This is a genomic window from uncultured Algibacter sp. (genome assembly GCF_947495675.1).
Classification (GTDB): domain Bacteria; phylum Bacteroidota; class Bacteroidia; order Flavobacteriales; family Flavobacteriaceae; genus Algibacter_B.
In genome coordinates, this window is the sequence record NZ_CANLZX010000005.1 from 178,383 (window position 1) to 201,006 (window position 22,624).

At 30.5% G+C, this 22,624-nt stretch carries 20 protein-coding genes; 6 read left to right on the forward strand and 14 right to left on the reverse strand.

What is annotated here, in order from left to right:
- Positions 1–42: 42 nt before the first annotated feature.
- Together Q0842_RS05740 and Q0842_RS05745 are read right to left on the reverse strand one after the other, a co-directional pair.
- Entirely contained in the window at positions 43–2,109 is a 2,067-nt protein-coding gene (locus Q0842_RS05740) for a tetratricopeptide repeat-containing sensor histidine kinase (RefSeq protein ID WP_298495344.1), read from the reverse strand.
- A 385-nt stretch (positions 2,110–2,494) separates the two neighbouring features.
- Positions 2,495–3,610 (reverse strand): glycosyl hydrolase 53 family protein, encoded by a 1,116-nt coding sequence (locus Q0842_RS05745; RefSeq protein WP_298495347.1) that lies wholly within the window; start codon positions 3,608–3,610, stop codon positions 2,495–2,497.
- Between the two features lie 85 nt (positions 3,611–3,695).
- Between Q0842_RS05745 and argS the strand changes: the two genes are divergently transcribed.
- Entirely contained in the window at positions 3,696–5,480 is a 1,785-nt protein-coding gene (argS, locus tag Q0842_RS05750) for an arginine--tRNA ligase (protein ID WP_298495349.1), read from the forward strand.
- 3 nt (positions 5,481–5,483) lie between these two features.
- Here argS and Q0842_RS05755 read toward each other — a convergent pair whose 3' ends face one another.
- Genes Q0842_RS05755 through Q0842_RS05765 form a run of 3 tightly spaced genes read right to left on the reverse strand, consistent with a single transcriptional unit; the run spans position 5,484 to position 8,079 of the window.
- Positions 5,484–6,359: a sterol desaturase family protein gene (locus Q0842_RS05755; RefSeq protein ID WP_298495352.1), complete on the reverse strand. Its 876-nt coding sequence runs from the start codon at positions 6,357–6,359 to the stop codon at positions 5,484–5,486.
- 30 nt (positions 6,360–6,389) lie between these two features.
- Complete coding sequence (locus tag Q0842_RS05760; protein WP_298495355.1) at positions 6,390–6,857, reverse strand: monoheme cytochrome C; 468 nt, start codon at positions 6,855–6,857, stop codon at positions 6,390–6,392.
- Between the two features lies 1 nt (position 6,858).
- A complete protein-coding gene (locus tag Q0842_RS05765) occupies positions 6,859–8,079 on the reverse strand; it encodes a sulfite oxidase (protein WP_298495357.1) in 1,221 nt (406 codons plus the stop codon).
- 402 nt (positions 8,080–8,481) lie between these two features.
- Here Q0842_RS05765 and Q0842_RS05770 point away from each other — a divergent pair, with 402 nt between their 5' ends.
- Positions 8,482–9,162 carry a hypothetical protein gene (locus Q0842_RS05770; RefSeq protein WP_298495359.1) on the forward strand — a complete coding sequence of 227 codons (681 nt, stop codon included), beginning with the start codon at positions 8,482–8,484 and terminating at the stop codon, positions 9,160–9,162.
- Positions 9,163–9,227: 65 nt separating this feature from the next.
- On the opposite strand, the gene Q0842_RS05775 is transcribed toward Q0842_RS05770, so the two are convergent.
- The 4 genes from Q0842_RS05775 to Q0842_RS05790 all read right to left on the reverse strand — a co-directional run bounded on the left by Q0842_RS05775 (position 9,228) and on the right by Q0842_RS05790 (position 13,734).
- Complete coding sequence (locus Q0842_RS05775; RefSeq protein WP_298495362.1) at positions 9,228–9,407, reverse strand: hypothetical protein; 180 nt, start codon at positions 9,405–9,407, stop codon at positions 9,228–9,230.
- 485 nt (positions 9,408–9,892) lie between these two features.
- Positions 9,893–12,247, reverse strand: a complete 2,355-nt coding sequence (locus tag Q0842_RS05780; RefSeq protein ID WP_298495365.1) for a TonB-dependent receptor plug domain-containing protein — start codon at positions 12,245–12,247, stop codon at positions 9,893–9,895.
- Positions 12,240–13,136 carry a FecR family protein gene (locus Q0842_RS05785; protein ID WP_298495368.1) on the reverse strand — a complete coding sequence of 299 codons (897 nt, stop codon included), beginning with the start codon at positions 13,134–13,136 and terminating at the stop codon, positions 12,240–12,242. Before Q0842_RS05785 ends, Q0842_RS05780 begins: the two co-directional genes overlap by 8 nt.
- 82 nt (positions 13,137–13,218) lie before the next feature.
- Positions 13,219–13,734: a sigma-70 family RNA polymerase sigma factor gene (locus tag Q0842_RS05790; RefSeq protein ID WP_298495371.1), complete on the reverse strand. Its 516-nt coding sequence runs from the start codon at positions 13,732–13,734 to the stop codon at positions 13,219–13,221.
- 148 nt (positions 13,735–13,882) lie between these two features.
- Between Q0842_RS05790 and Q0842_RS05795 the strand changes: the two genes are divergently transcribed.
- The 4 genes from Q0842_RS05795 (at position 13,883) to Q0842_RS05810 (ending at position 19,041) form a co-directional block, all read left to right on the forward strand.
- The gene (locus tag Q0842_RS05795) at positions 13,883–15,634 is read left to right on the forward strand and encodes a hypothetical protein (RefSeq protein WP_298495373.1); all 1,752 of its coding nucleotides are present in this window, start codon (positions 13,883–13,885) and stop codon (positions 15,632–15,634) included.
- 365 nt (positions 15,635–15,999) lie between these two features.
- On the forward strand, positions 16,000–17,328 hold the full coding sequence (gene ffh / locus Q0842_RS05800) for a signal recognition particle protein (RefSeq protein ID WP_298495376.1): 1,329 nt from the start codon (positions 16,000–16,002) through the stop codon (positions 17,326–17,328).
- A 77-nt stretch (positions 17,329–17,405) separates the two neighbouring features.
- Positions 17,406–18,281 (forward strand): bifunctional methylenetetrahydrofolate dehydrogenase/methenyltetrahydrofolate cyclohydrolase FolD, encoded by an 876-nt coding sequence (gene folD, locus Q0842_RS05805; RefSeq protein WP_298495378.1) that lies wholly within the window; start codon positions 17,406–17,408, stop codon positions 18,279–18,281.
- A 31-nt stretch (positions 18,282–18,312) separates the two neighbouring features.
- Positions 18,313–19,041, forward strand: a complete 729-nt coding sequence (locus Q0842_RS05810; RefSeq protein WP_298495380.1) for a TIGR02206 family membrane protein — start codon at positions 18,313–18,315, stop codon at positions 19,039–19,041.
- On the opposite strand, the gene Q0842_RS05815 is transcribed toward Q0842_RS05810, so the two are convergent.
- From Q0842_RS05815 to Q0842_RS05835, 5 genes are read right to left on the reverse strand one after another with little or no spacing between them, the layout of a single operon-like run.
- Positions 19,042–19,800: a pseudouridine synthase gene (locus Q0842_RS05815; protein WP_298495383.1), complete on the reverse strand. Its 759-nt coding sequence runs from the start codon at positions 19,798–19,800 to the stop codon at positions 19,042–19,044.
- 20 nt (positions 19,801–19,820) lie between these two features.
- Positions 19,821–20,648, reverse strand: a complete 828-nt coding sequence (locus Q0842_RS05820) for an alpha/beta hydrolase (RefSeq protein ID WP_298495385.1) — start codon at positions 20,646–20,648, stop codon at positions 19,821–19,823.
- Positions 20,649–21,017, reverse strand: coding sequence for a cupin domain-containing protein (locus Q0842_RS05825; RefSeq protein ID WP_298495426.1), 369 nt, complete (start codon positions 21,015–21,017; stop codon positions 20,649–20,651).
- Positions 21,018–21,040: 23 nt separating this feature from the next.
- Positions 21,041–22,021, reverse strand: a complete 981-nt coding sequence (locus tag Q0842_RS05830) for a YitT family protein (protein WP_298495387.1) — start codon at positions 22,019–22,021, stop codon at positions 21,041–21,043.
- A 12-nt stretch (positions 22,022–22,033) separates the two neighbouring features.
- Positions 22,034–22,591, reverse strand: a complete 558-nt coding sequence (locus tag Q0842_RS05835; RefSeq protein WP_298495389.1) for a hypothetical protein — start codon at positions 22,589–22,591, stop codon at positions 22,034–22,036.
- Positions 22,592–22,624 lie beyond the last annotated feature (33 nt).

Here is a 22,624-nt window from a genome sequence, read left to right on the forward strand (position 1 = left end):
GTGAAAGCCCGACCCTTGTGGTAACGTTAAAATATTTTTAAATTAAGAGGTAGGTCTAGATTTAGGTAATTGTACGTAAAATGTACTACCAATACCTTTTGTACTTTCAACCCATATTTTACCATGGTTTAATTCCACCAATTCTTTACAAATAGAGAGCCCTAAGCCTGTTCCTTTTTCATTGTCTGTACCCATTGTTGTAAAAGAGCTATTGTTAAATAGCTTACCAATGTTTTCTTTTGAAATACCTATGCCTGTATCTGCTATGCTAACAATACAACTACCATTACTAATGTGGTTTGAAATAGTGATAGTATCGCCGTTTTTACAAAACTTTAGAGCGTTTGCAAGTAGGTTTTGTACAACAATTTCAAACATACTTCTATCGGCATAAGCAAAATCTCTTAAAGAATGGTCAATCAATTCAATACCCTTGTTTTCCATTCGTTGTTCAATAAGCTTCACTTTTGTTTCAAAAACTTCTTGAATGTCGAATAAACTTGGTTTAGGTTCTAAGGATTGCATTTGGGATTTAGACCAGTTTAATAGATTGAAAAGTAATAAAGATGCATTATTAGCATTTTCACTTAATTCTGGTATTAAACCATCAAACTCTTCTCGAGATAAAGAACCATCTTTTAATAAATCGATAAAACCATTTATGGATGATAATGAGTCTTTTAAATCGTGAGAAACAATAGAGAATAATTTGTCTTTAACATTATTTACATTTTCAAGATGCTTGGTTTGTTCTAAAAAAGCTTCGTTTTGTAACTCAATCTTAACATTTTTTTCTTCAAGCTCTTGCATGTATTTTATGTTGCTATTACGTTTTAAATAGATTAAAATTAATAGTGCTGATACTACAATAAGGGCGGCAAGTAAGCCATAAAGAATAATTTTATATTTCTCTAATGTCTTATTTGATTTTATTGAATCATTTTTTGGTTGGTTTATGGTTTTTATTTCTTCAGGTTTATCTAAGTTAGTGGTATTTAGATCTAACTCAAAAGGTGTTTCTGTGTGTGCGTTTATTTTAGCCTCATTTTTTTTAAGGCTATTATTTAATTGGTAATATTCACGTTGCCAAACAAATGCTCTGTCAAAACGCTTTCTTGTTGAGTCTAACGATCTCATCAATTTATAGTGTTTTAAAAGTTCTGTTTTGTTGTTTAAGTCTTTAGCTATATCACCTGCTTCTAGAAGTTGTTTTTCGGCTATCTTTAATCGCCCTTGTTGTAAATTTAAATCGCCTAAATTATTTAATGCTAATAATAAACCCGCTTTGTTTTTTGTACGAGTGTTAATGTTATAACCCTTTATTAGATATTTGGTTGCATTATCATAGTCGTTAAATTTTAAATATTCACCACCAAGTTTAGGGAACACTTGTCCTCGTACAGAATCATTGTTTAATTCATTTCCTTCAAGAACTTTTTCATAATAGTCAATTGCTTTCCTATGTTCTTTTTTGTTTGAATAAAGCTCTGCTAGTTTGCTATGCGATTCGTTTATACCTTTTTTATCGTTAAGTATTATTTGAGTACTTAATGATTTTTCATAAAATTCGATTGCTTTTTCGAATACATTTATGTTATAATATGCATTTGCTAAGTTGCTATAGGCTAAATTAAGTTCATTAGTAAGGTTTCTTTTTTCAAGCTCTTTTATTGCTGATAATGAATATTGTAAGCCTTTATTGTAATTGCCTCTTTTAATTTCTATTAAGCCAATACTATTGTTAACTTTTGCAATACTTAAAGTATCTTTTAATGAGTTAAATAAGTTTTTTGATTTGTTGTAGCCACTAATAGCGTTTAAATAATCATTTTTTTCTGCATAAATCAAAGCTTTATAATATGTGATTTCTGCGATGGCTAATTTGTAATTTATTGCATTTGAGAGTTTTTCACTTTCTATGATATATTTAATAGCTCTTTCGTAATTTTTAGTGTCGTAGAGTTTCTTTATAAGCTTTAGAGAGGTTTCTACTTTAAGTGAATCTTTTTCCTGAAAAGCTAGTTCTAGAGCAAGACTATCTATATCATTAGTTTGTGAAAAACTAATACACATAGATAACATAAGTAATAAAGTAATTAATCTCCTCATTCTAACATTTAAATTACATCTAGAAAAAAGCAATATGAGTTAGGTCTTAAATTTGAGGGAATATAAGATTGCTTTTTTTATCTGTAATTACTTGTTGGTATTTAAATTTTAATTCAAAAAAACATGAATTAATAGCATTACCACACAAAAGTTGAAAAAAGGATATTTATAATCTAATTTCTAGGTTTTAATACCAATAAATTAGATGAAATGACACCAAAAAAATCAGCTAAAAATCGACGAATAGACAAACGGTAGAAATCATGGAAAAAGAGCACTTATACAAACAAATTCTGTTATATTTTGATTGTAAAATATTTTTTAAACAAAAGTAAGAATAGTAGTGTTAAGCGGTTTGTTTATCTATAAAATATTTTATTATCAGCTAATTAGTTTTAAAAGCATCAAAAGCTGGTAGGGCATTATAATTAAAATCAAATAAACATTGGTTTTCCCAAGAACTTCCTTTGGTAGAAGTCACTTCATTTCCATTAAAAGCTACCCAGTCTGGTGCCCAATAACAAAACCCAACACCTTTGTTGTTTGGAATTTTTTTAATAGTAGACACTAACCATTGTAAATAAGTTTTTTGACCTTCGGGAGTTGTTGGGAATTCACTTAGAACTTGATTACTGTATCCAATATAATTTGTGTTATTATCATTCCATTGTAACGTAAAAGGATAAGCGGTTTCAACTATTAATATTTCTTTATTAAAAGTTAATGCTAATTCATTTAATTTAGATTGAATTATGCCTAAATCTTTAATTTGAAATTGCGGATAATAAGATAATCCTATCATATCAAAGTCTATGTTAAATGGCTTTAATTCATTAAAAAAATAAATGGCATTTTCTACACTAGAGTGATGAAGCATAATTTTAATTGAATTATCAACTTCTTTAACAGCTTTTATTGCTTCATATAATAAACCTGTATAATTTCCCCAATTATTTGAAAACTCATTCCAAACCTTGCCGTGATTCCATAAAAAACCACTATCAGTCTCATTGCCTATTTGTATTATTTCTGGTAAAACATTCTTATTTTTTAATTCTTGTACTACATTTTTTGTGTAATTATATAAAGCAATTTTTATTTCATCATAATTCATGTTTTGCCAAGCTTCTGGTGGTGTTTGCTTTCCTGGGTCGGCCCAATAATCACTATAGTGAAAGTCTAATAAAAAATGCATGTTTTTATTTTTAATACGTTTAGCATAAGCAATAACTTTCAATAAGCTATTTTGGCCATCTTTAGGAGTGTGCCAAAGTTTTAAACGTACTAAGTTTGTGCCGTTGTTAGATACATAATCAAGTAATTCTATTGGATGGTTATTGGCGTCTTTATATAGAATATTATAGGCTTCTAGCTCAGATTGAAACGATAAATCCATGCCTTTATAGAAGGTTGCCTGTAAATTTTTAGTAGGCTCAACATTAGACTTAGAACAATTAAAAACTAAGCTTAAAATTATTATAAGAATAAGCGACTTCTTCATAGAGTCTAATATAATCAATTTCAAAATGAATTAGAGGTTAAACTTGATTTAAAATTCTATCTTTGCAGCCTTAAAAATTAGTAAAATGAGCCTTCAAGAGACTTTATCACATTATGTAAAACAAGCTGTTAAATCTGATTTTAATGTTAATCTGGAAACAGTCGAATTTCAAGCAACAAGAAAAGAGTTTGCAGGAGATATTACTGTAGTTGTTTTTCCAATGCTTCGCTTTATAAAAGGAAACCCAGTGCAAATAGGTGAAACAATTGGAAATTTTTTAGTAGAAAACGTTGAAGATGTAAAAGCATATAATGTTGTTAAAGGTTTTTTAAATATTGAAATTAATGATAGTTATTATATAAATTTCTTTAATAAAATAATGAATAATGATTTGTTTGGTTTTGTAGCACCTAAAGCAGAAGAAAAAGCAGTAATGGTTGAATATTCTTCTCCAAACACTAACAAACCATTGCATTTAGGACATGTAAGAAATAATCTTTTAGGTTTTAGTGTAGCTGAAATTTTAAAAGCTTCGGGTAAAAAAGTTTATAAAACTCAAATTATAAATGATCGCGGTATTCATATTTGTAAAAGTATGTTGGCTTGGGAGAAATTTGGTAATGGCGAAACACCAGAGACTACAGGTTTAAAAGGTGATAAATTGGTTGGTAATTATTATGTGAAGTTCGACCAAGAATATAAAAAAGAAATTCAAAATTTAATATCTAAAGGAAGCTCTGAAGAAGATGCTAAAAAGAATGCGCCATTACTATTAGAGGCTCAAAAAATGCTTTTAAAATGGGAAGCAGGTGATAAGGAAATAGTTGAACTTTGGAAAAAAATGAATGGTTGGGTTTATGATGGTTTTGCTGAAACTTACCAGAATTTAGGTGTTAATTTTGATACATTATATTATGAAAGTAATACGTATTTATTAGGTAAAGAATTTGTTGCTGAAGGATTAAAATCTGGTGTATTTGAAAAAGAAGAAGATGGTTCTGTTTGGTGTGATTTAACAGAAGATGGCCTTGATAAAAAGATAGTACAACGCGCAGATGGTACTGCTGTTTACATGACCCAAGATATTGGTACAGCTATTCAACGAATTAAAGATTTTCCAGATGTTGGTGGTATGGTTTATACTGTTGGAAATGAACAAGACTACCATTTTCAAGTGTTGTTTTTAATATTAAAAAAATTAGGTTTTGATTGGGCTAAAAACTTATATCATTTAAGCTACGGTATGGTAGATTTACCAAGTGGAAAGATGAAAAGTAGAGAAGGTACTGTGGTTGATGCTGATGATTTAATTGATGATATGGCAGCAACAGCTGAAGAAATTTCAGAAGAACTTGGTAAGCTTGAAGGCTATTCCAATGAAGAGAAAAAGGAACTTTACAAAACTATAGGTTTAGGGGCATTAAAGTATTATATATTAAAAGTAGATCCGAAAAAGCGTATTTTGTTCGACCCTAAGGAGTCGATTGATTTTCAGGGAAATACAGGGCCTTTTATTCAATATACCTATGCAAGAATTCAATCTATTTTAAGAAAAGCTAATTTAGACTCTAATGTTGTGTTTAGTAATGTCGAGATGGCGCTTCAACCAAAAGAAAAAGAACTTATTAAACAAATACAGCTTTTCCCAGAGGTAGTTCAAAATGCTGCAGATAATCATAGTCCGGCATTAATAGCAAATTACACCTACGATTTGGTAAAAGAATTTAATTCTTTTTACCAAAACGTGTCTATTTTAGGCGCAGATAATGATACCGAAAAAGCATTTAGAGTTCAATTATCTCATGTAGTTGCTAATACTATTAAAAACAGCTTCAAATTACTTGGTATTCAGGTTCCAGAAAGGATGTAAGTTTTAGTTTTGACCTTTTTTAAAACCATAAAGATTTTGGTGAATAAAATCGTGAGGAAATTTATCATCACCTTTAAATCCTATTTCTATGGTACCACTATCTTCTGGTATATAATTGGTTTTAAAAATATAATCCCAAAGACTTAAACTAATACCATAATTAACACCATAAGTGCCTTTTGGTAACACAAAAGCATGATGGTATAAATGCATTACCGGATTATTAAAGATGTACTTTAAAGGTCCCCATGTAATTTTAATGTTTGAGTGGTTAAAGTGACCTATAGCTATGGCTATAAAGTGAACTATATACGCTTGTTCTGGTTCAAAGCCACCAAGAATCATAACACCAAAAGTTTTAAGAGGTTTATATAATATGTTTTCCATCCAATGATATCTTAAATGAGCTGCAAATCCCATTTCCTTTACACTATGATGCACTTTATGGAACTTCCATAAAAAACGATATTTGTGTAATAAAACATGTGTAAACCATTGTACAAAGTCTAGAATAACAAAGAAAACCAATAATTGTAACCAAGGTGCCCATTTTGAAATGTCTAAAAGCGCTAAGCTTTTGGCAGTTATATTAAATTCACCAAAGAGTAATCCTAAAATCTCATAAACACCGCTAATTACAATAGAGAATAAGAAAAAGTTAAAATACATATAAAATGCATCTAACCAAAAATCGCGTCTAAAGATAGACTGTTGCTTTCTCCAAGGAAATATTATTTCTAAAAGCCATACAAAAAGAGAAATAGCAGTAAGTCCCCAAAAGTAATTGGTATACCATGGTACTTCAAAAATTATTGACTTCCATGTCCAATTTAATGTTCCTGTAAAAGCATTTATAAATGCATCTAAATATTTTTCCATTTTAATTATTTTTTATGTTATAATTTAATATTAATTACTTAGTTCATACCAGTTTATATCTTTTAAAACCATTCGTCGTCCTTTTGCTATTGGTGGGTAATTTGTAACTAAATAGTTTACAATAATATCTTGGTTTTTTCCCAAATCCCAAAGGTTTTGGGTCTCCTGCATCCATTTAATCGTTTCATTCCAACGCTCAGTTGTCATCCTGTTTTGTGTTACTAATTTTGACGAATGACAATTTGTACAATTATTAACAACTGTCATTAACCCTTCTGCATTTACTAAACCAGTTCTAACATGAATCCCGTTTTCAATTAAATCTTCATCAATATCAGCAGGAATTGCAATTACAGTTTTAGATTTATTATCAAATATATCTGGATTAACCATATAATAAACCAAACCACCTCCAGTAATTACAAACAAGCTAAACAAAATTATCAATAACCGATAAATTTTCTTTACTTGATTTCTGAACGTTTTTTCTTGGTCCATCTTATTTTACTTTAATAGCAATTCTATGACAGGCATTATTCAAATATCCTTTTGGATTCCATCCAGGTAGTAACATAGGTTGTGCAATGCTATTTGTGTCTGTTGCTCTTGCCCAAACCTCGTAATAACCTGGTTTCGGGAAATTTACTGAAGCCGAAAAATGTTGCCATGCTAAACGATTACTAGGTTTTTCGAGAGAACAAGTTTTCCAGGTAGATCCAAAATCTATTGAATATTCCATTTTTGAAACCTCAAGTTCACCAGCCCAAGCATGCCCTCTAATATTTAAAGATTTTCCTTTACTAATTAATGCACCAGTTTTAGGATAAGTAATTATTGATTTTACGGGCATAGATTCAATTATGCACATATCTTCATCTTTTACTTTTTCTCCGGGTGCAACTGGCTTACAAGGAACTCTATATGCAGTACCAGTCATTTTAGTGCCATCATGAATTTTATTTCGAACACTAATTCTATTTACCCATTTACCAGAAACTGAAGCTGGCCATCCACCTGCAACTAAACGTAACGGATATCCATGAACTACAGGGATATCTTCACCATTCATTTTAAAAGCTAAAATTGTTTCATCTTGCAATGCTTTTGACATTGGACAACCTCTTGAAATAGGTTCTTTATTGGGGTCCATACTTAAATGCTTATCTGTAGCATGATAGCCAATGTAAACAGCATCGTTTTTTATACCAACGTCTTCTAATATATCTCTTAAACGAATACCAGTCCAAGAGGCACAATGTACTGCGCCAACAGTCCATTGGTTTCCTTTAGCAGGTGGGTCAAATTCACTACGACCATTGCCACCACACTCTAGGGTTAGTTGATAGGAATGGTGTTTGAATTTTGATTTTAATTCAGCTAAAGTGTATATTTTTTTATTTTTAACAGATTCGCCATCAATAGTTAATGACCACTCCTTCGGGTCTATATTTTCAGGAATTAGTCCATTATTTCTAATAAACATGCATGAATTGGGTGTGATTTTGTCATCTAATAAATGCGCTTGAGCCTCAATATTCCAAGGTTTATCGTTAAGCACAATCATTTCCTTGTTTTTATTGAACATTTTAAACGGATCTGGGTCTTGTAATGCTAATGGCGTATACCCTTTTAGCATTTGAGAACCAAAAACTAGTTCTGTCCCTATGAGTGTAGCAAACGAACTTAATGTTGCCTTTTTTACAAAATCTCTTCTTTTCAATTTAGATAAAATTAATGGTTTCTTAAATTAACAACATTTTAAAATACAACTTTAAAAACTCATGTTTTGTAACTAATGTTACAGTAGCATATATAAGCTTAAACATTTTAGTAAATCAATATTAATTTTTTTTAGTTAGAATTGAAATGATATACATCAGTCTATTGGTTTAGTAATCAAACTGATGTAAATCAGTTTACAATACTTTAAAAAGTAATATTATTGAATAAAGTAATTAGCTTATGTAACAGATGTTACAAAAAAACATTTTTGGTTGCATTATATTGGATTTTTCTCAATAAATCGATATAAATGAAGCGTATATTTTAAAAACACCTATTATAATATCATAATTCGTAATATTTGGTTAATCCATAAGTTAAAAAATAATAAAATAAACAAATGAAAAAAGATTTCGAAACTAGTTTTACAGGTTGGTCATTTATTCTGGCAGCAATGTTATTATGGATAGGTTGGGGGTTATCGCCTCATCACATTGGCGAGTATATAGTTGCTTCAGATTTTGCAGCAATTGGTGAGGATATTTGGTATTGGATTTGGATGTATCGTATTCATATCTTTGGATGGGTAACCATGGGAATTGCCTTGTTTGCATTAGTTGCAACAACGGCACGAAAACCGTATCGCGTCCTTATATTACCGGGGGCTGGTATGGTTATTATTGGGACTTTTACTTTAGCCATCGCAAATGCTTATTTTTATAATTTTGGCGCCTGGGGAGTAGGGCAAACAGCAGGGAAGTCGGTTACTGAAATACAAGCGTTTGTTGATAATATTTTATATACCAATCAATATGTAACCTGTTTTATTCGTTTTGGACGTGTTTTTTCAGGTGTTGGATTAGTGTTACTTGGTGCTGCATTAATTAAATGGAAAATAGTAAGTGTTTGGCTTGGATGGTTCACAGCAATATTAGGATTACTATCTATGGGCATTATTATGGGTATTCCAGATAATTACGAAATCTACAAGCCAATGTTTCATGTTAAAGTATTATGGTTGGTTATGATGGGCATTGTTTTACTTAAACGTGGTGTTAATTTACCTGAATCAAAGGGTTAATTTTTAGGATTTTATTAGTCTTTTAATTCAAATATTTAACCTGTATAAGTATTTCAAAATTACCCTTAAAAAATTGCTTTGGTTTCTTCTTTATTATTGACTTCTATCTTTTTATCTAGTTGCTCGATTTTAAATTTTGGCATACTGTCTTTTCTGTAAAAGGTAATAGGAACTGGTAATACGGAAGCTAATCCTATCATAACGACTAATACCAATAGGCGTAATATTTTTTTTATTGACTTCATAATAATATAATAATACAACATCAATACAATTGATGTTAATAAATTAAACATGTAGTGAAAATTGCTAATTTTTAGCAATTAAGAATTACTTTATGAAGTTGTTTTTGTAATCGTTTGTATTGATTTGAGCAATAAGTTTTTGCTCTATAAGCTTATATCTTATAAACTATAATGTTTTTTCCTTTTGAGATTTTAAGGTTATTAAAACATTTAAAAGTTTTTTGTTAAGCAAACATTTGAAATTATAATTAGTAAAGCTATTGTGTAATACCTTTTTGTTGCAGTAAACTTTATAATTATATTTTGAAATTGAGGTTTTGTTTTCAATTTTAGATGTAGTAACAAGTTCGGTTTGATGTTTTTTGTTTTGAGTTGGTACATAAGTAAACTCAGAAAGAGAAACAAGTGAGATTAGTAGTAAAAGACTACTAATAAAAAGTTGTATTTTTTTTTATATTCAGCACTTTACAAATATAATGCTTTGTTTAAAAATGGACTCTAAAGCTAATATTAGGAGTAATTCCTAAAGATCTATTTTCAATAGGATTAATTTTATTGTTTTCGTCTAAGGTATAATATTTATTGATGATGTTATTTTTATTTAAAAGATTCCATATGGAAGCACCAAAAGTAGCTTTAGTAGTTTCAGAAAGATTAAATGCATACGAGGCCGAACAATCTACACGTAAGTAGTTATCTAGTCTGCTACTGTTAGGTTCTGCATAAGTAATAACATTGTCATTAGCATCATCATTAGTTGAAGGGGCTGTATTTGGTATTCCAGAATGCCAATTTAATCCAGCAGCAAACTTAATATTATTGTGGGTGTAGGTGCCTGCAAATGTTAAGGAATGAGTAATGTCTACATTGTTGGGGAATTTTTTGCCATTATTTAAATCATCAAAAGTGTAATTGTTACTATTATATGAGTAAGAAATCCAGCTACTTACAATGTCGCTAAATTGTTTGTTTATAAGGAAATCAGCACCCTTAATTTCATAACTACCCAAGCTATTTATAAATTGAAATTGGTTTTGAAAACCTTGACTTCGGGTGGTAATGCCATTTACCTTTTTTATATAGGTTTCTGCACTTATTAGTAATTTGTTTTTATTAAAATGTAAACCTGCCGAAAGCTGTTTGCTTTTTAGCACGGGTATTGGATGTATGGTTTGATTATCTTTAATTACAACGGAATTGTGATTGTTTGAAAGTATCCATCGTCTTTTTTCAATGCCCAAAAAGTCGTTTTGTAAATCAATGATTTGAGTTGTAGTTTGACTTTTAAATTCACCTAGAACTTCAAAGCGAAAATTGTTCAGAAAACGTTGAGAAAAACTCAATCTCGGTTCAGCAAAAAACATATCAAATTTATTGATGTAATTTAAACGTCCTCCTAAAGTTAATTTGGTTTTAGCATTATTGGAGAGAAATCCTGTTTCAGCATAGGCAGCATGACTTCTTATAACTTCTCTAACAAAACTTCTAAAATTTGGGTTATTAACATCTTCTAAGTTACTGATGCCAACTTCTGTGAATTGATAACCACTATTAATTTTAAATTGGTTATTTGCCTTGTAATTGAAATCTATTTTAGCAGTACCATCATACACTTCGTTTTCTTGTATTAAACGCTGATTATTAATAACATCATAATTCGTAGCATCCAAATCATAATTAGAAATGTAAACTTGAGCAGTTGTTGAAAGTTTGTTATTCCAATCTTTAGTATATGTAATGCCAATAGCCAAGTTTTGTTGAGATAACTTACTGTTTAAAGCTTCATTTTTATTGTTAATAGTAGATTGTTCGTCATAATTTAAATGGTTGTTTATATTTAAAAAATGAAACCTAATTTTATCTTTTTTAGAAATATCATAAAGAAACTTAGCAGCTATATCATAAAAATAAAAAGTTTCATTTTGTGAAATAAAATTCATGTTTTTCTTTCCTTTTGAAAAATCTGAATCTTGAAAAACACGTTTAAAATATTGATCGTAAGTTAAGGTGTTTATTAAATCTGTAATAGAGCGTCTAGTCGATAATTGTAACTCTGTTTTATTAGACAGGGGCATTTTTATATATCCATCAGCATTAATTAAATTAAAACCAATTCCTGCATCAAATTTGTTGTCAATCTCATTAGGTAATCGCATGTCTATAATACTAGAAATACCATCGCCGTATTTGGCGCTTGAGCCATTTTTAAATACGTTAATGCGTTCTGTAGTGTATGGGTTGAAAGCTGATATTAAACCAAAAAAGTGACCAGATTGATACATTTTAATACCATCCCAAAGAAATAAATTTTGGTCGTGTGTGCCACCACGAACATTAATATTTGAGACTGTTTCGTCTGTACTTTGTACCCCTGGAATTGCCTGTATTGTTTGTAAAACATCTGGTTCAATTAGTCCTGGTAAAATACCAAAGGTTTTAGGTTTAATGGTTAAAGAGCCATCATTTAGTTTTGTAATGCCTGTAGTTAAATAATTTTTTACAACAATCTCTTCAAGGTTTTGAATTTTAAACTCATTTTGATTGTTTTTTCTACCCTTGATTATTACAAATTTATTGTCTAGTAATTCAAATTCTAAATGTGTTTCACTTCTAAGAAATTCCAATAATTCTTCAAGCGATAAATCTTTATTAGGAATTGTAAGTGTTTTATTTTTTACTGTGGAGTCTACATAAGAAAAACTTACATTATATGTTTCAGAAAGTGTTTTTAAAATAGTAGTAAGAGGTTGTTTTTCTTTTTTAATGGTTTGTGCTTTTACAGCGCCAACATTAAAAAAAAATACAAATAAAATAATAGAAATAATTAAGTTTCTATTCACCTTTTATAGTAATCGTATTATTAGTTTTGCTATACGTTGCACGTAAAGGTAGGGTAATTGACTTTATTGCTAAATCCATATTATCGTGAGCAAAACTACCTGTGAATAGCTGTTCAGAATCAATATCAATTAGCGTAATGTCAACATTATACTGTCTTTCAAATTCTGCAACAATTGTTTTGTAAGGCAGGCTTTTAAAAATACTAGTATTATTTAACCACGAAGGCATGGTGCGGTTTTCTTTATCTTTAGCAATTACTTTCCCATCAATAATTAAATAACTGTCTCCAGGTTTTAATTTTGTTTCTTGATCTCTATAGGTTACCCCAACCAATCCTTCGTAGCAAATAACCTCAAAATAATTTTCACGTTGCTTAACGTTAAATTGAGTGCCATAAACGGTTACGGTTCCTAATGTCGTTTTTACCTTAAAACTAGATCCTTTAGCAACTTTAAAAAAGGCTTCTCCATCAAGATTTATTTCACGTTCGTGTTTCCATTTTTTCTTGTTGAATGCTAGATACGTCTTAGCGTTCAAGGAAACACTAGAAGCATCAGGTAATTTTATAGTTGTTTTTTGTGCATACTCGGTTGTTATTTTAGTATCTAAAGTCGTGGCAAAATAATATATACTAAAGCAAACGGCAAGTATAGCAGCAACACGCATTAATGGTTTTACCCAATGTGATGGTTTTTGTTTTTTAGTTTTAATGGCAAATAATACATCTTCTAATTGTTTAGAAGTGTTGTAGTTATTGGCTTTAAAATTTTGTAAATGGGTGTTTAATTTAACTAAATCATCATAATCTTCAAGGTTTTTAAATGCCTTAAATTCTTGATCATTTAGATTGTTATCTAACCATTTTGATATTAATTCTTCTCTATTCATAATTTCTATACAACTATATAACAGTTAACTTTTATTTTTTCCTACCCTACTATAAAAGATAAATTGTGCTTAAAAAGATTTTCTATAACTCTTTAATGTCTTTTCTTAATTTAGCCAAAGCACCATAAATTCGTTTTTCAACTGCTTTAGTTGAGATATCCAAAAGCTCGGCAATTTCTTTAAAGCGTTTGCCTTCAATACGATTCATCATAAAAGCAACACGTTGGGCATCCGTTAAATTAGTAAGTGCTTTTTGTAGTTTGTCATTATACTCAGACTCCTGCATTAAAAATTCTGGATTTTCGTTAGTATGGGTTTTTGGTTTAGTTTGTTGATGCTTTAAAACTACTTTTTGGTGGGCTACTTCATTCAACATTAAATTATTGGCAGTAGTGAATACAAAACTCTTGGCTTTTTCTGGTGTTACCTTAGCACAATTTTCCCATAACTTAATAAAGGCCTCTTGCACTTTATCTTTAGGATTCAATAAGTCACCATACTTATAGTATAAAAAGTTATGTAAATCTTTAGCGTATTTGTTAAATATGGAAGAAAATAAGTGTTCTTCACAAATATTTTCGTTTAGTTGTTTTTCCATTATTATTGGTAGTTGGTACCCCTAAAATAAGGTTTTTTGAAATTAAGATTTTGTAAATTTTTATTTTTTTTTCAAAAACAGGGTAGGAATTTTTAGAGTTTAACTGTTTTATAATCACAAAGCAATGTATAACCCAAAATCAATTACCATGAAAACTAATATTAAAACATTATTGCTAATTCCTTTTTTTGCCCTTCTATTATTCACTTCCTGTCAAGATGAGGTAACCGAAATTACCTTACCTGAAGAGAGTGAAGCCCTTATTGCTGAATCTGAACTTACCAGCTTAATGTTCTCCACATCTATCATGGACGGATCTGCTGATAATATTATTGATAATGCCAGTTGTACATCTGTAGAATTACCTGTTACAGTTATTGTTAACGGGTTAGAAATTATTATTGATTCTGAAGAAGATTTTAAAGTTATAGAAACGATTTTTAAAGAGTTTGATGATGATGAAGATGAGTTAGAAATTATTTTTCCAATAACTATCATTCTTTCAGATTATGAAGAAATAGTTATAGAAAATCGCGAAGCTCTAGAAGAACTAATTGAAGAGTGTGGTGAAGAAGGTGAAGACGACGACGATATAGAATGTATCGATTTTCAATATCCCATTTCTTTTTCAGTATTCGATACAGACTTTCAAATTATAGATGTAGTAACCATAGAAAATGATAAACAATTATATCGCTTTTTAAAACGTGTGAAAAATGCTGAAGTTATCGCAAGCCTTAATTTTCCTATAACTTTAGAGTATGCGGATGGAACTACCGTTACTGTAAACGATAATGAAGAATTAGCTAAAACCATAAATGATGCTAAAGATATTTGTGATGAAGATGATGATAACGATTATGGTGATGACGATTTTACAAAAGATCGTTTAGACGAATACTTAAAGATTTGTCCATGGGTAGTTTATGAGTTTGAAAGAAATGATGAAGATAAAACCGAAACCTATAAAGAATATGCTTTAAATTTTAAAGAAGATGGTGTTGTTATAATGCGATCAAGAAGCGGAGATGTTTTAACTGGTTCTTGGAGTACTCGTATAACCGATAAAGGAGCGCTATTAAAATTAGAATTCGAAACCTTAGCAGATTTTACTTTAGAGTGGATAGTTTATGATATTGAGTACGGAAAAATTAAACTATACGAAGCAGGAGGTAACAGAATCATCATGAAGAAAAACTGCGATGTGGTTTTAGATATTACTATAAAACGTATTGAAGATTTTTTACAAAAATGTTTATGGAGAATAGCACGATTAAATATAGAAGGAGTAGATACAGAAAAAGAATATATCGGTACACCATTTAAATTTTACGGAGACAATTTAGTAAAACTTAGAGTAAAAGGAGAGTTAGTACAAGGAGCTTATGAAATAGGTATAAAGGATGCTGGTTTTATTTTACAAATAGATTTAGATGGTAGACCAGACTTAAAGCTAGAATGGTTAATAACATTTCTTGAAGAAGATCTCATAAAGCTTGAAAACGAAAATAATCAAATGATATTAATGAGACATTGCCCAGACGATGATGAAGACATAGATTACATTGGCGATGTATTAACAAACGGAGAATGGGAAGTAGCATCATATATAGATCAAGGTGTAAACGAAACAGAAAACTATAACGATTATGTCATAGGGTTTAATGTAAGTGGTATGTTGTTTGCCGAAGGAAAAGGAAACGATTACAGAGGCTCTTGGTTAGCTTACAGAAACGAGGGCTTAATTTTAGGCTTAAATTTTGGAACTCCAGATGAGCCATTTAGTGAGCTAAAACACAGATGGAAAATAAAAGATATAACCACAACAAGAATTGAGCTAAAAGATTACAATGCAAGCGGAGAGATAGAGCGTATTCTGGTACTTGAAAAACGCGAGTAAACAAACATGTTTGGTAAAAAAAGAAACTTACTTTCGGTTGGTTAGGTTAATTAACAAAGTTTCATTTTTTAAGGCTGTCAATCCCAATTGACAGCCTTTTTTTTAGGTAATAATTTGGGCGTTACCACAAGGGTCGGGCTTTCCGTTTCCAATCTTTTTGCTCGTGCCTCACAAAAAGGATATCCACTACAATCCCTAACACGGGTTTCAATACCATTTAATAGGTTAGCTTTCTACATAAAACTAGTATAAGTAAAAGCCTAATTCAAGCCCATAAAAACAAAATATTTAGTTATTTTTGCAACTTAAATTTTAATTTTAGTGCAGGCTGTACACAATAGGCTGCCAATACAAGACTTAAAACTATGTTTAATAATTTAAGCGATAAATTAGATAAAGCCTTACACGTTCTTAAAGGACACGGAAGCATTACAGAAGTTAATGTAGCAGAAACTTTAAAAGAAGTACGACGTGCGTTACTAGATGCCGATGTTAACTTTAAAATAGCTAAACAGTTTACACAAACTGTAAAAGAAAAAGCACTAGGTCAAAACGTGTTAACCACGTTACAACCAGGGCAATTAATGGTTAAAATCGTTAAAGACGAATTAACTCAATTAATGGGTGGTGATGCAGAAGGTCTTAACCTATCAGGAACACCAAGCATAATTTTAATGTCTGGTTTACAAGGTTCTGGTAAAACTACATTTTCTGGAAAGCTAGCCAATTACCTAAAAAATAAAAAAACTAAAAAGCCATTATTAGTAGCCTGTGATGTGTATCGTCCAGCTGCAATAGATCAATTACATGTTGTAGGAGATCAAATAGGAGTAGAGGTTTTTAGTGATAAAGGAAATAATGATCCTGTAGCCATATCTCAAGCAGCTTTGGCACATGCAAAAGCCAATGGACATAATGTAGTAATTATAGATACCGCAGGTCGATTAGCTGTCGATGAGGCAATGATGACCGAAATATCAAACATTCATAAAGCCATAAAACCTCAAGAAACTTTGTTTGTTGTAGATTCTATGACTGGGCAAGATGCCGTAAATACAGCAAAAGCCTTTAACGATGTCTTAAATTTTGATGGTGTTATTCTTACCAAATTAGATGGTGATACACGTGGTGGTGCAGCCATTTCAATTAAATCTGTAGTTAATAAACCAATTAAGTTTATTGGTACAGGAGAAAAAATGGAAGCTATCGATGTGTTCTATCCTTCTCGTATGGCCGATCGTATTTTGGGCATGGGAGATGTTGTGTCTTTAGTAGAACGTGCACAAGAACAATTTGATGAAGAAGAAGCCAGAAAGCTTCAAAAGAAAATAGCCAAAAACCAGTTTGGTTTTGATGATTTCTTAAAACAGATTCAGCAAATCAAGAAAATGGGTAACATGAAAGACCTTATGGGCATGATTCCCGGTGCTGGTAAAATGTTGAAAGATGTAGATATTGATGATGATGCTTTTAAAGGTATAGAAGCCATTATACATTCTATGACACCTAAAGAACGTACAAACCCATCTGTGCTTAATGCAAGTAGAAAAAAGCGTGTTGCAAAAGGTTCTGGTACTTCGGTTCAAGAAGTAAATCAACTTTTAAAGCAATTTAACCAAATGAGCAAAATGATGAAAATGATGCAAGGTGGCGGTGGCAAAAAGATGATGCAGATGATGAAAAATATGCGTTAATTTATTAAAAGTTAAAAATAAAAAGTTATTTAGTTTGTTGCTATAATAATTAGCAAATCGCTAACACCCATTAAGATATGACAATCCTAGACGGAAAGAAAGTAAGTAACGATATTAAAGATGAAATCGCTGAACATGTAAAATCAATGGTTTCTAAAGGCGAAAAAGTACCACATCTTGCAGCAATTCTTGTTGGGTCTGATGGGGCTAGTATGACTTATGTAAATGCCAAAGTAAAAGCATGTGAGCGTATTGGGTTTAACTCTACACTAATTGAATTACCAGACTACACCTCAGAAGAAGAGTTATTAGAAAAAATTCATAGTTTAAATACTAATGATGATATTGATGGTTTTATAGTACAATTGCCTTTACCAGATCAAATTGATGAGCAAAAAGTACTTATGGCTGTTAACCCAGATAAAGATGTAGATGGTTTTCATCCAACAAATGTTGGTAAAATGACACTAGACTTACCAACCTTTTTACCTGCAACGCCATATGGTATTATGGAGTTATTAGAGCGTTATCAAATAGAAACTTCTGGTAAAAATGTAGTTGTTTTAGGAAGAAGCCATATTGTTGGTCGCCCTATGAGTATATTAATGAGCCAAAAACGTAAAGCAGGTGATGCTACTGTAACTGTTGTTCATAGTCGTTCAAAAAACTTAGCAGAAATAACTAAAGAAGCAGATATTGTTGTGGCTGCTATAGGTATTTCGGAGTTTTTAACAGGAGATATGGTTAAGGAAGATGTCGTAATAATTGATGTGGGAATCACTCGAGTGCCTGATGCTACTAAAAAAAATGGTTATAGATTAGCTGGCGATGTTCATTTTGAAAGCGTGAGCCAAAAAGCAAGTTATATAACACCTGTTCCAGGTGGTGTAGGTCCAATGACTATAGCTATGTTACTTAAAAACACCTTATTGGCTAGAGAAAGAAACAGATAATAGAATAAACAATATTTAACTAAATTGCATTATGAATTTTTTAATTTATAATGCAATTTTTTTTTCAAGTAGAGTTACCATAGGTAGCTTGCAGCATATCTTGCCAATATTAATGGCCGTTTTGTTTTGCACTCTTTTTATAAAATATGCAAAGCATAGATGGGGTAAAACTCAGCAAAAAAATGCGCTTTATGTATTTGCTTGTTTAATTAGCTTGGTTGTTATTGTGTTTCATGCACATAAAATTAGTTTAGGTAATTATAATATTTCTACAGATTTACCTTTGTATCTATGTAGTTTGTTAGGTTTAATAATTCCTGTATTCACATATTATAAAAAATATTGGATGTATGAAGTATTACTGTTCTGGATTATTGGCGGCACCCTACAAGGTGTCTTAACGCCAGATATAGCAATAGGGTTTCCAAGTTTTGATTATTTTAGGTATTGGGTTGTACACTTAGGTCTTTTAATAGTTATTTTTTACGCCACATTTGTTTTTAATATGCGCCCAAAACTAAAGAGTGTATTTAAATCATTCTTAGCATTACAGGTTTATGTAATTATAATGGTAGTTCTAAATAAGTTGTTAAAAGCAAATTATTTCTACCTAAATGAAAAACCAGAATCGGCTTCATTACTAGATTATTTTGGCGCATGGCCATGGTATATTGTTGTAGTTCAATTAATAGTTATACCGCTTTTTTTATTAATTTATTTACCTTTTTATTTGTCAAATAAAGGACAAAAGCACCATTAGTTAATGACTTTCTTTTTTATTCTTGATAAAGGTTTTAGTAGAATCTTCTAGAAGTGTATTTAATTCTTTAAATTCTTCCTTAGTTAATTCACGGTATTCACCTATAGGCATATCTAATTTAATATTCATTATTCTAACACGTTTAAGTGTTTGTACCTCATAGTTTAAATAATCACACATTCTTCGAATTTGTCTATTTAATCCTTGAGTTAAAATAATTTTAAATTTATAAGTCCCTATTTTTTTGACTTCACATTTTTTGGTTGTTTTTTTTAACTCCTCTAGCGGTATACCACCAGACATGCGTTCAATAAATGTTTGAGAAATAGGTTTATCAACAGTCACAATATATTCTTTTTCGTGGTTATTACTAGCACGAAGAATTTTGTTTACAATATCGCCATCATCTGTTAAAAGTATTAATCCTTCACTTGGTTTGTCAAGCCTTCCAATGGGGAAAATACGTTTTGGGTAATTTATAAAATCAATAATATTATCTTTTTCAACAGAAGTATCTGTAGTACATACAATGCCAATAGGTTTATTAAAAGCTAAGTAAACAAAAGATGTTTTTGTGTTTTTTATTTCTTCACCGTCAACAGTAACAACATCATCTGGTGCTATTTTAGTGCCCATTTCTGGCACAACACCATTAATTGTTACGCGACCTGCGTCAATGAGTTTGTCTGCTTCTCTACGAGAACAATAACCAACTTCACTTAAAAATTTATTTATACGTTTTAGAGTTACTTCTGCCATGGTTCAAAAATACAATAAACTTACTCGTTTAAAAAGTCTAATATGTGTTGATAAACCAATTCGGATTTTAAGCTATGCCCAAAGCCTTTTGTGGTAATAAAAGTAGCATTATTATAGTTTTGCTTAAATTTTAAACCATCATTATACGGAATAATTTTGTCTTTTTTATCATGAATAATAAGTCCTTTAGCTTTCAGTTCTTTTGAAAAAACTGCAGGTGAGAAATATTCAGGTAAGTGGTTAAAGTGTTTTACTATATGGTTTTCAAGCGCTTTTGAAACACGTGTGTTGTAACCCATCATATTTTCATAGCGATTAAAAACACCAACAAAATCTGCAGGTGCACCTAGTAAAATTAATTTTTTAATAGATTTTAATTGGTATTTGTGTTGAAAAAATACGGTTGCCATTCCTCCAACAGAGTGCCCAATTATCGTGTTAGCATTATATTTATTTGCCACTATATTTATGCATTCTGAGTATAATAATGCGTTAAATAGCTTACCGCCTGAGGCACCGTGCGCAGGTGCATCTAAGGCTATAATATTGAAATTTTGAGTTTTTAACTCTTCAATTAAATCTTTCCATCTAAAAGAATTGCTTTCCCAGCCATGTGCTAGTAAAATAGTTTCTTTATCACCTTTCCAATGGTAGGTTTTTATTGAAAGACTTTCGAAATTTATATGACCTTGACTTGCAGATTCTAGATATTTTGATTCTTCAGTTTGAATTTTACCTTTTCTAGGTGTTGAAAATAAATCTATAGCCAGTTTTGCTGCAAATCTAGATGAAAAGTAACTCGTTAAGTTTATGGTACTACCAATAATTTTTGGAATATAGTTTTTCATTTAATCTTCTCTGTTTACTAAATCCATAGAAAATGCAGGTGTGCAAATGGCTATATATTCGCAAACTTCTGTAAAAGGATTTGAGTATTGCACTCTGGTGTTTCTTTCAATTTTAATGGATTGTCCAGCTTCCAAAACAATTTGTTCTCCTTCAATTATAAATTGTTTTTTTCCACTAATTATAAATGTAAACTCATCAAATTCTGGTGTTTGAAATGGTTCGCTCCAGCCAGCTGGAGCTTTCATGTGAGCAATACTTATTTTAGAATTCCCATCGGTAGTATTTCCAAAATGTTCTTTTATTATCTTTCCATCGGTTGTAGGCACAATAAATGGATTATTTTGAATAGTATATTTTTTTTGAGACATAGTTTGTTTTCTAGGTTTCATTATTAATGCTGATCTTTTAAAGGTTTTTTCTTAATCATTCCACCTTTTAAATCTTTTACAACACCCATAATAACAAAGGCATTTTTATCAATTTTGTCAATTTCGGTTTGTAGTCTAGCAAGTTCTAAACGTGTTACAACGGTATAGATTATATCTTTATCATAACTCTCCCCACTTGAACCATACCCACCTTTTCCGGCGTAAATAGTACATGCTCTTCCTAATTTTTGAGTAAGCATAAGTTTTAATTCTTTATGCATGTTAGAAATGATAGTAACACCAACATATTCTTCAACGCCATCTACAACAAAATCTACTGTTTTTGCTGCTGATAAGTAAGTTAAAATAGCGTAAAGCGCTGTTTCTATAGATAAGACATAAGCTCCAATAGAGAAAATTAAAATATTAATTAGCAGTAATACATCACCAATAGTAAGCGATAGCTTTCTGCCTAAATAAATAGCTAATACTTCGGTTCCATCTATAACACTTCCTCCTCGCATAGACATACCAATGCCTAGACCTAAAAAGAAACCACCAAAAACGGCAATGAGTAACTTATCGTCTGTTATTGTAGGATAGTTTACAAAATGTACCACCAAGGCTAGAAACGTAATTGCTACAATACTTCTTAAAGCAAATTTATTGCCTATGGTTTTTGATGCTAAAATTATAAAAGGCAGGTTTACTATTATTAAAAGGAAACCAAGTTTTAAGCTAGTAATATTTTCTAAAAGTAAAGAAATACCAGTAGCTCCACCATCAATAAAACTATTAGGAAGTAAAAAGCCTTTTAATCCAAAACCTGCTGAGAAAACCCCAATAGCAATAAAAATATATTCTTTTATAGCATGACTTATTTCTACTTCAAAAACTTTAACTAATGGCTCTATTTGTTTTTTTGTAACAGGAGTGTTAACTTGTTTCTTTTCAAGTTTTTTTCGAGCTATATCAACTAAAATTTTTGATAAGAGTGGGTTCATTCGGGTTTTTTATTAATTATTCCAATTAACAAAAAAGTACTTTATTTTAGCATTTTCTGGAATATGAGTGGATTCAAATTTTAAATCCATATCAAATCTAAGGTTTGCAGGTAGTTCTTTCTTGTCAATTGTAATATTAACGTTAATTTCATCAATAGCTATAACAATTGAGTTTATTAAGTTGCTAATTCTTGAAATTTTATAGTTTTCTTGAATGTCTTTAAAAGTGCTTATTGTTGTTAAGTTTTTATTTGTTTTATAGCGTTCGTCAAGTATACGAATGTTACCAATGGTAGCGGTCGAGTCTAAGGCTCTTTTTGGTGTTAATGTTAATAGCTTTTTGCCGCCTTTTTCAAATATCTCAATGTTGTTTATATTACCAGTAAACTCATCACCACTAATAAATTTTACAATAGAATCATTAGCGTAAATATTTTTTAAATCTTTTACTTGAGTTGAGTCTGTAAGTAAGCCAACGTGATTTTTACTTATTTCAAAAGGATTTTGCTCTTTGTTACAGTTTAATAATAGTAGGCTTAAGGCTATTAACCCTAGAATTGATTGGCGCATAAAGTTTGTAATTTATTAATGTTAATTTTAGAC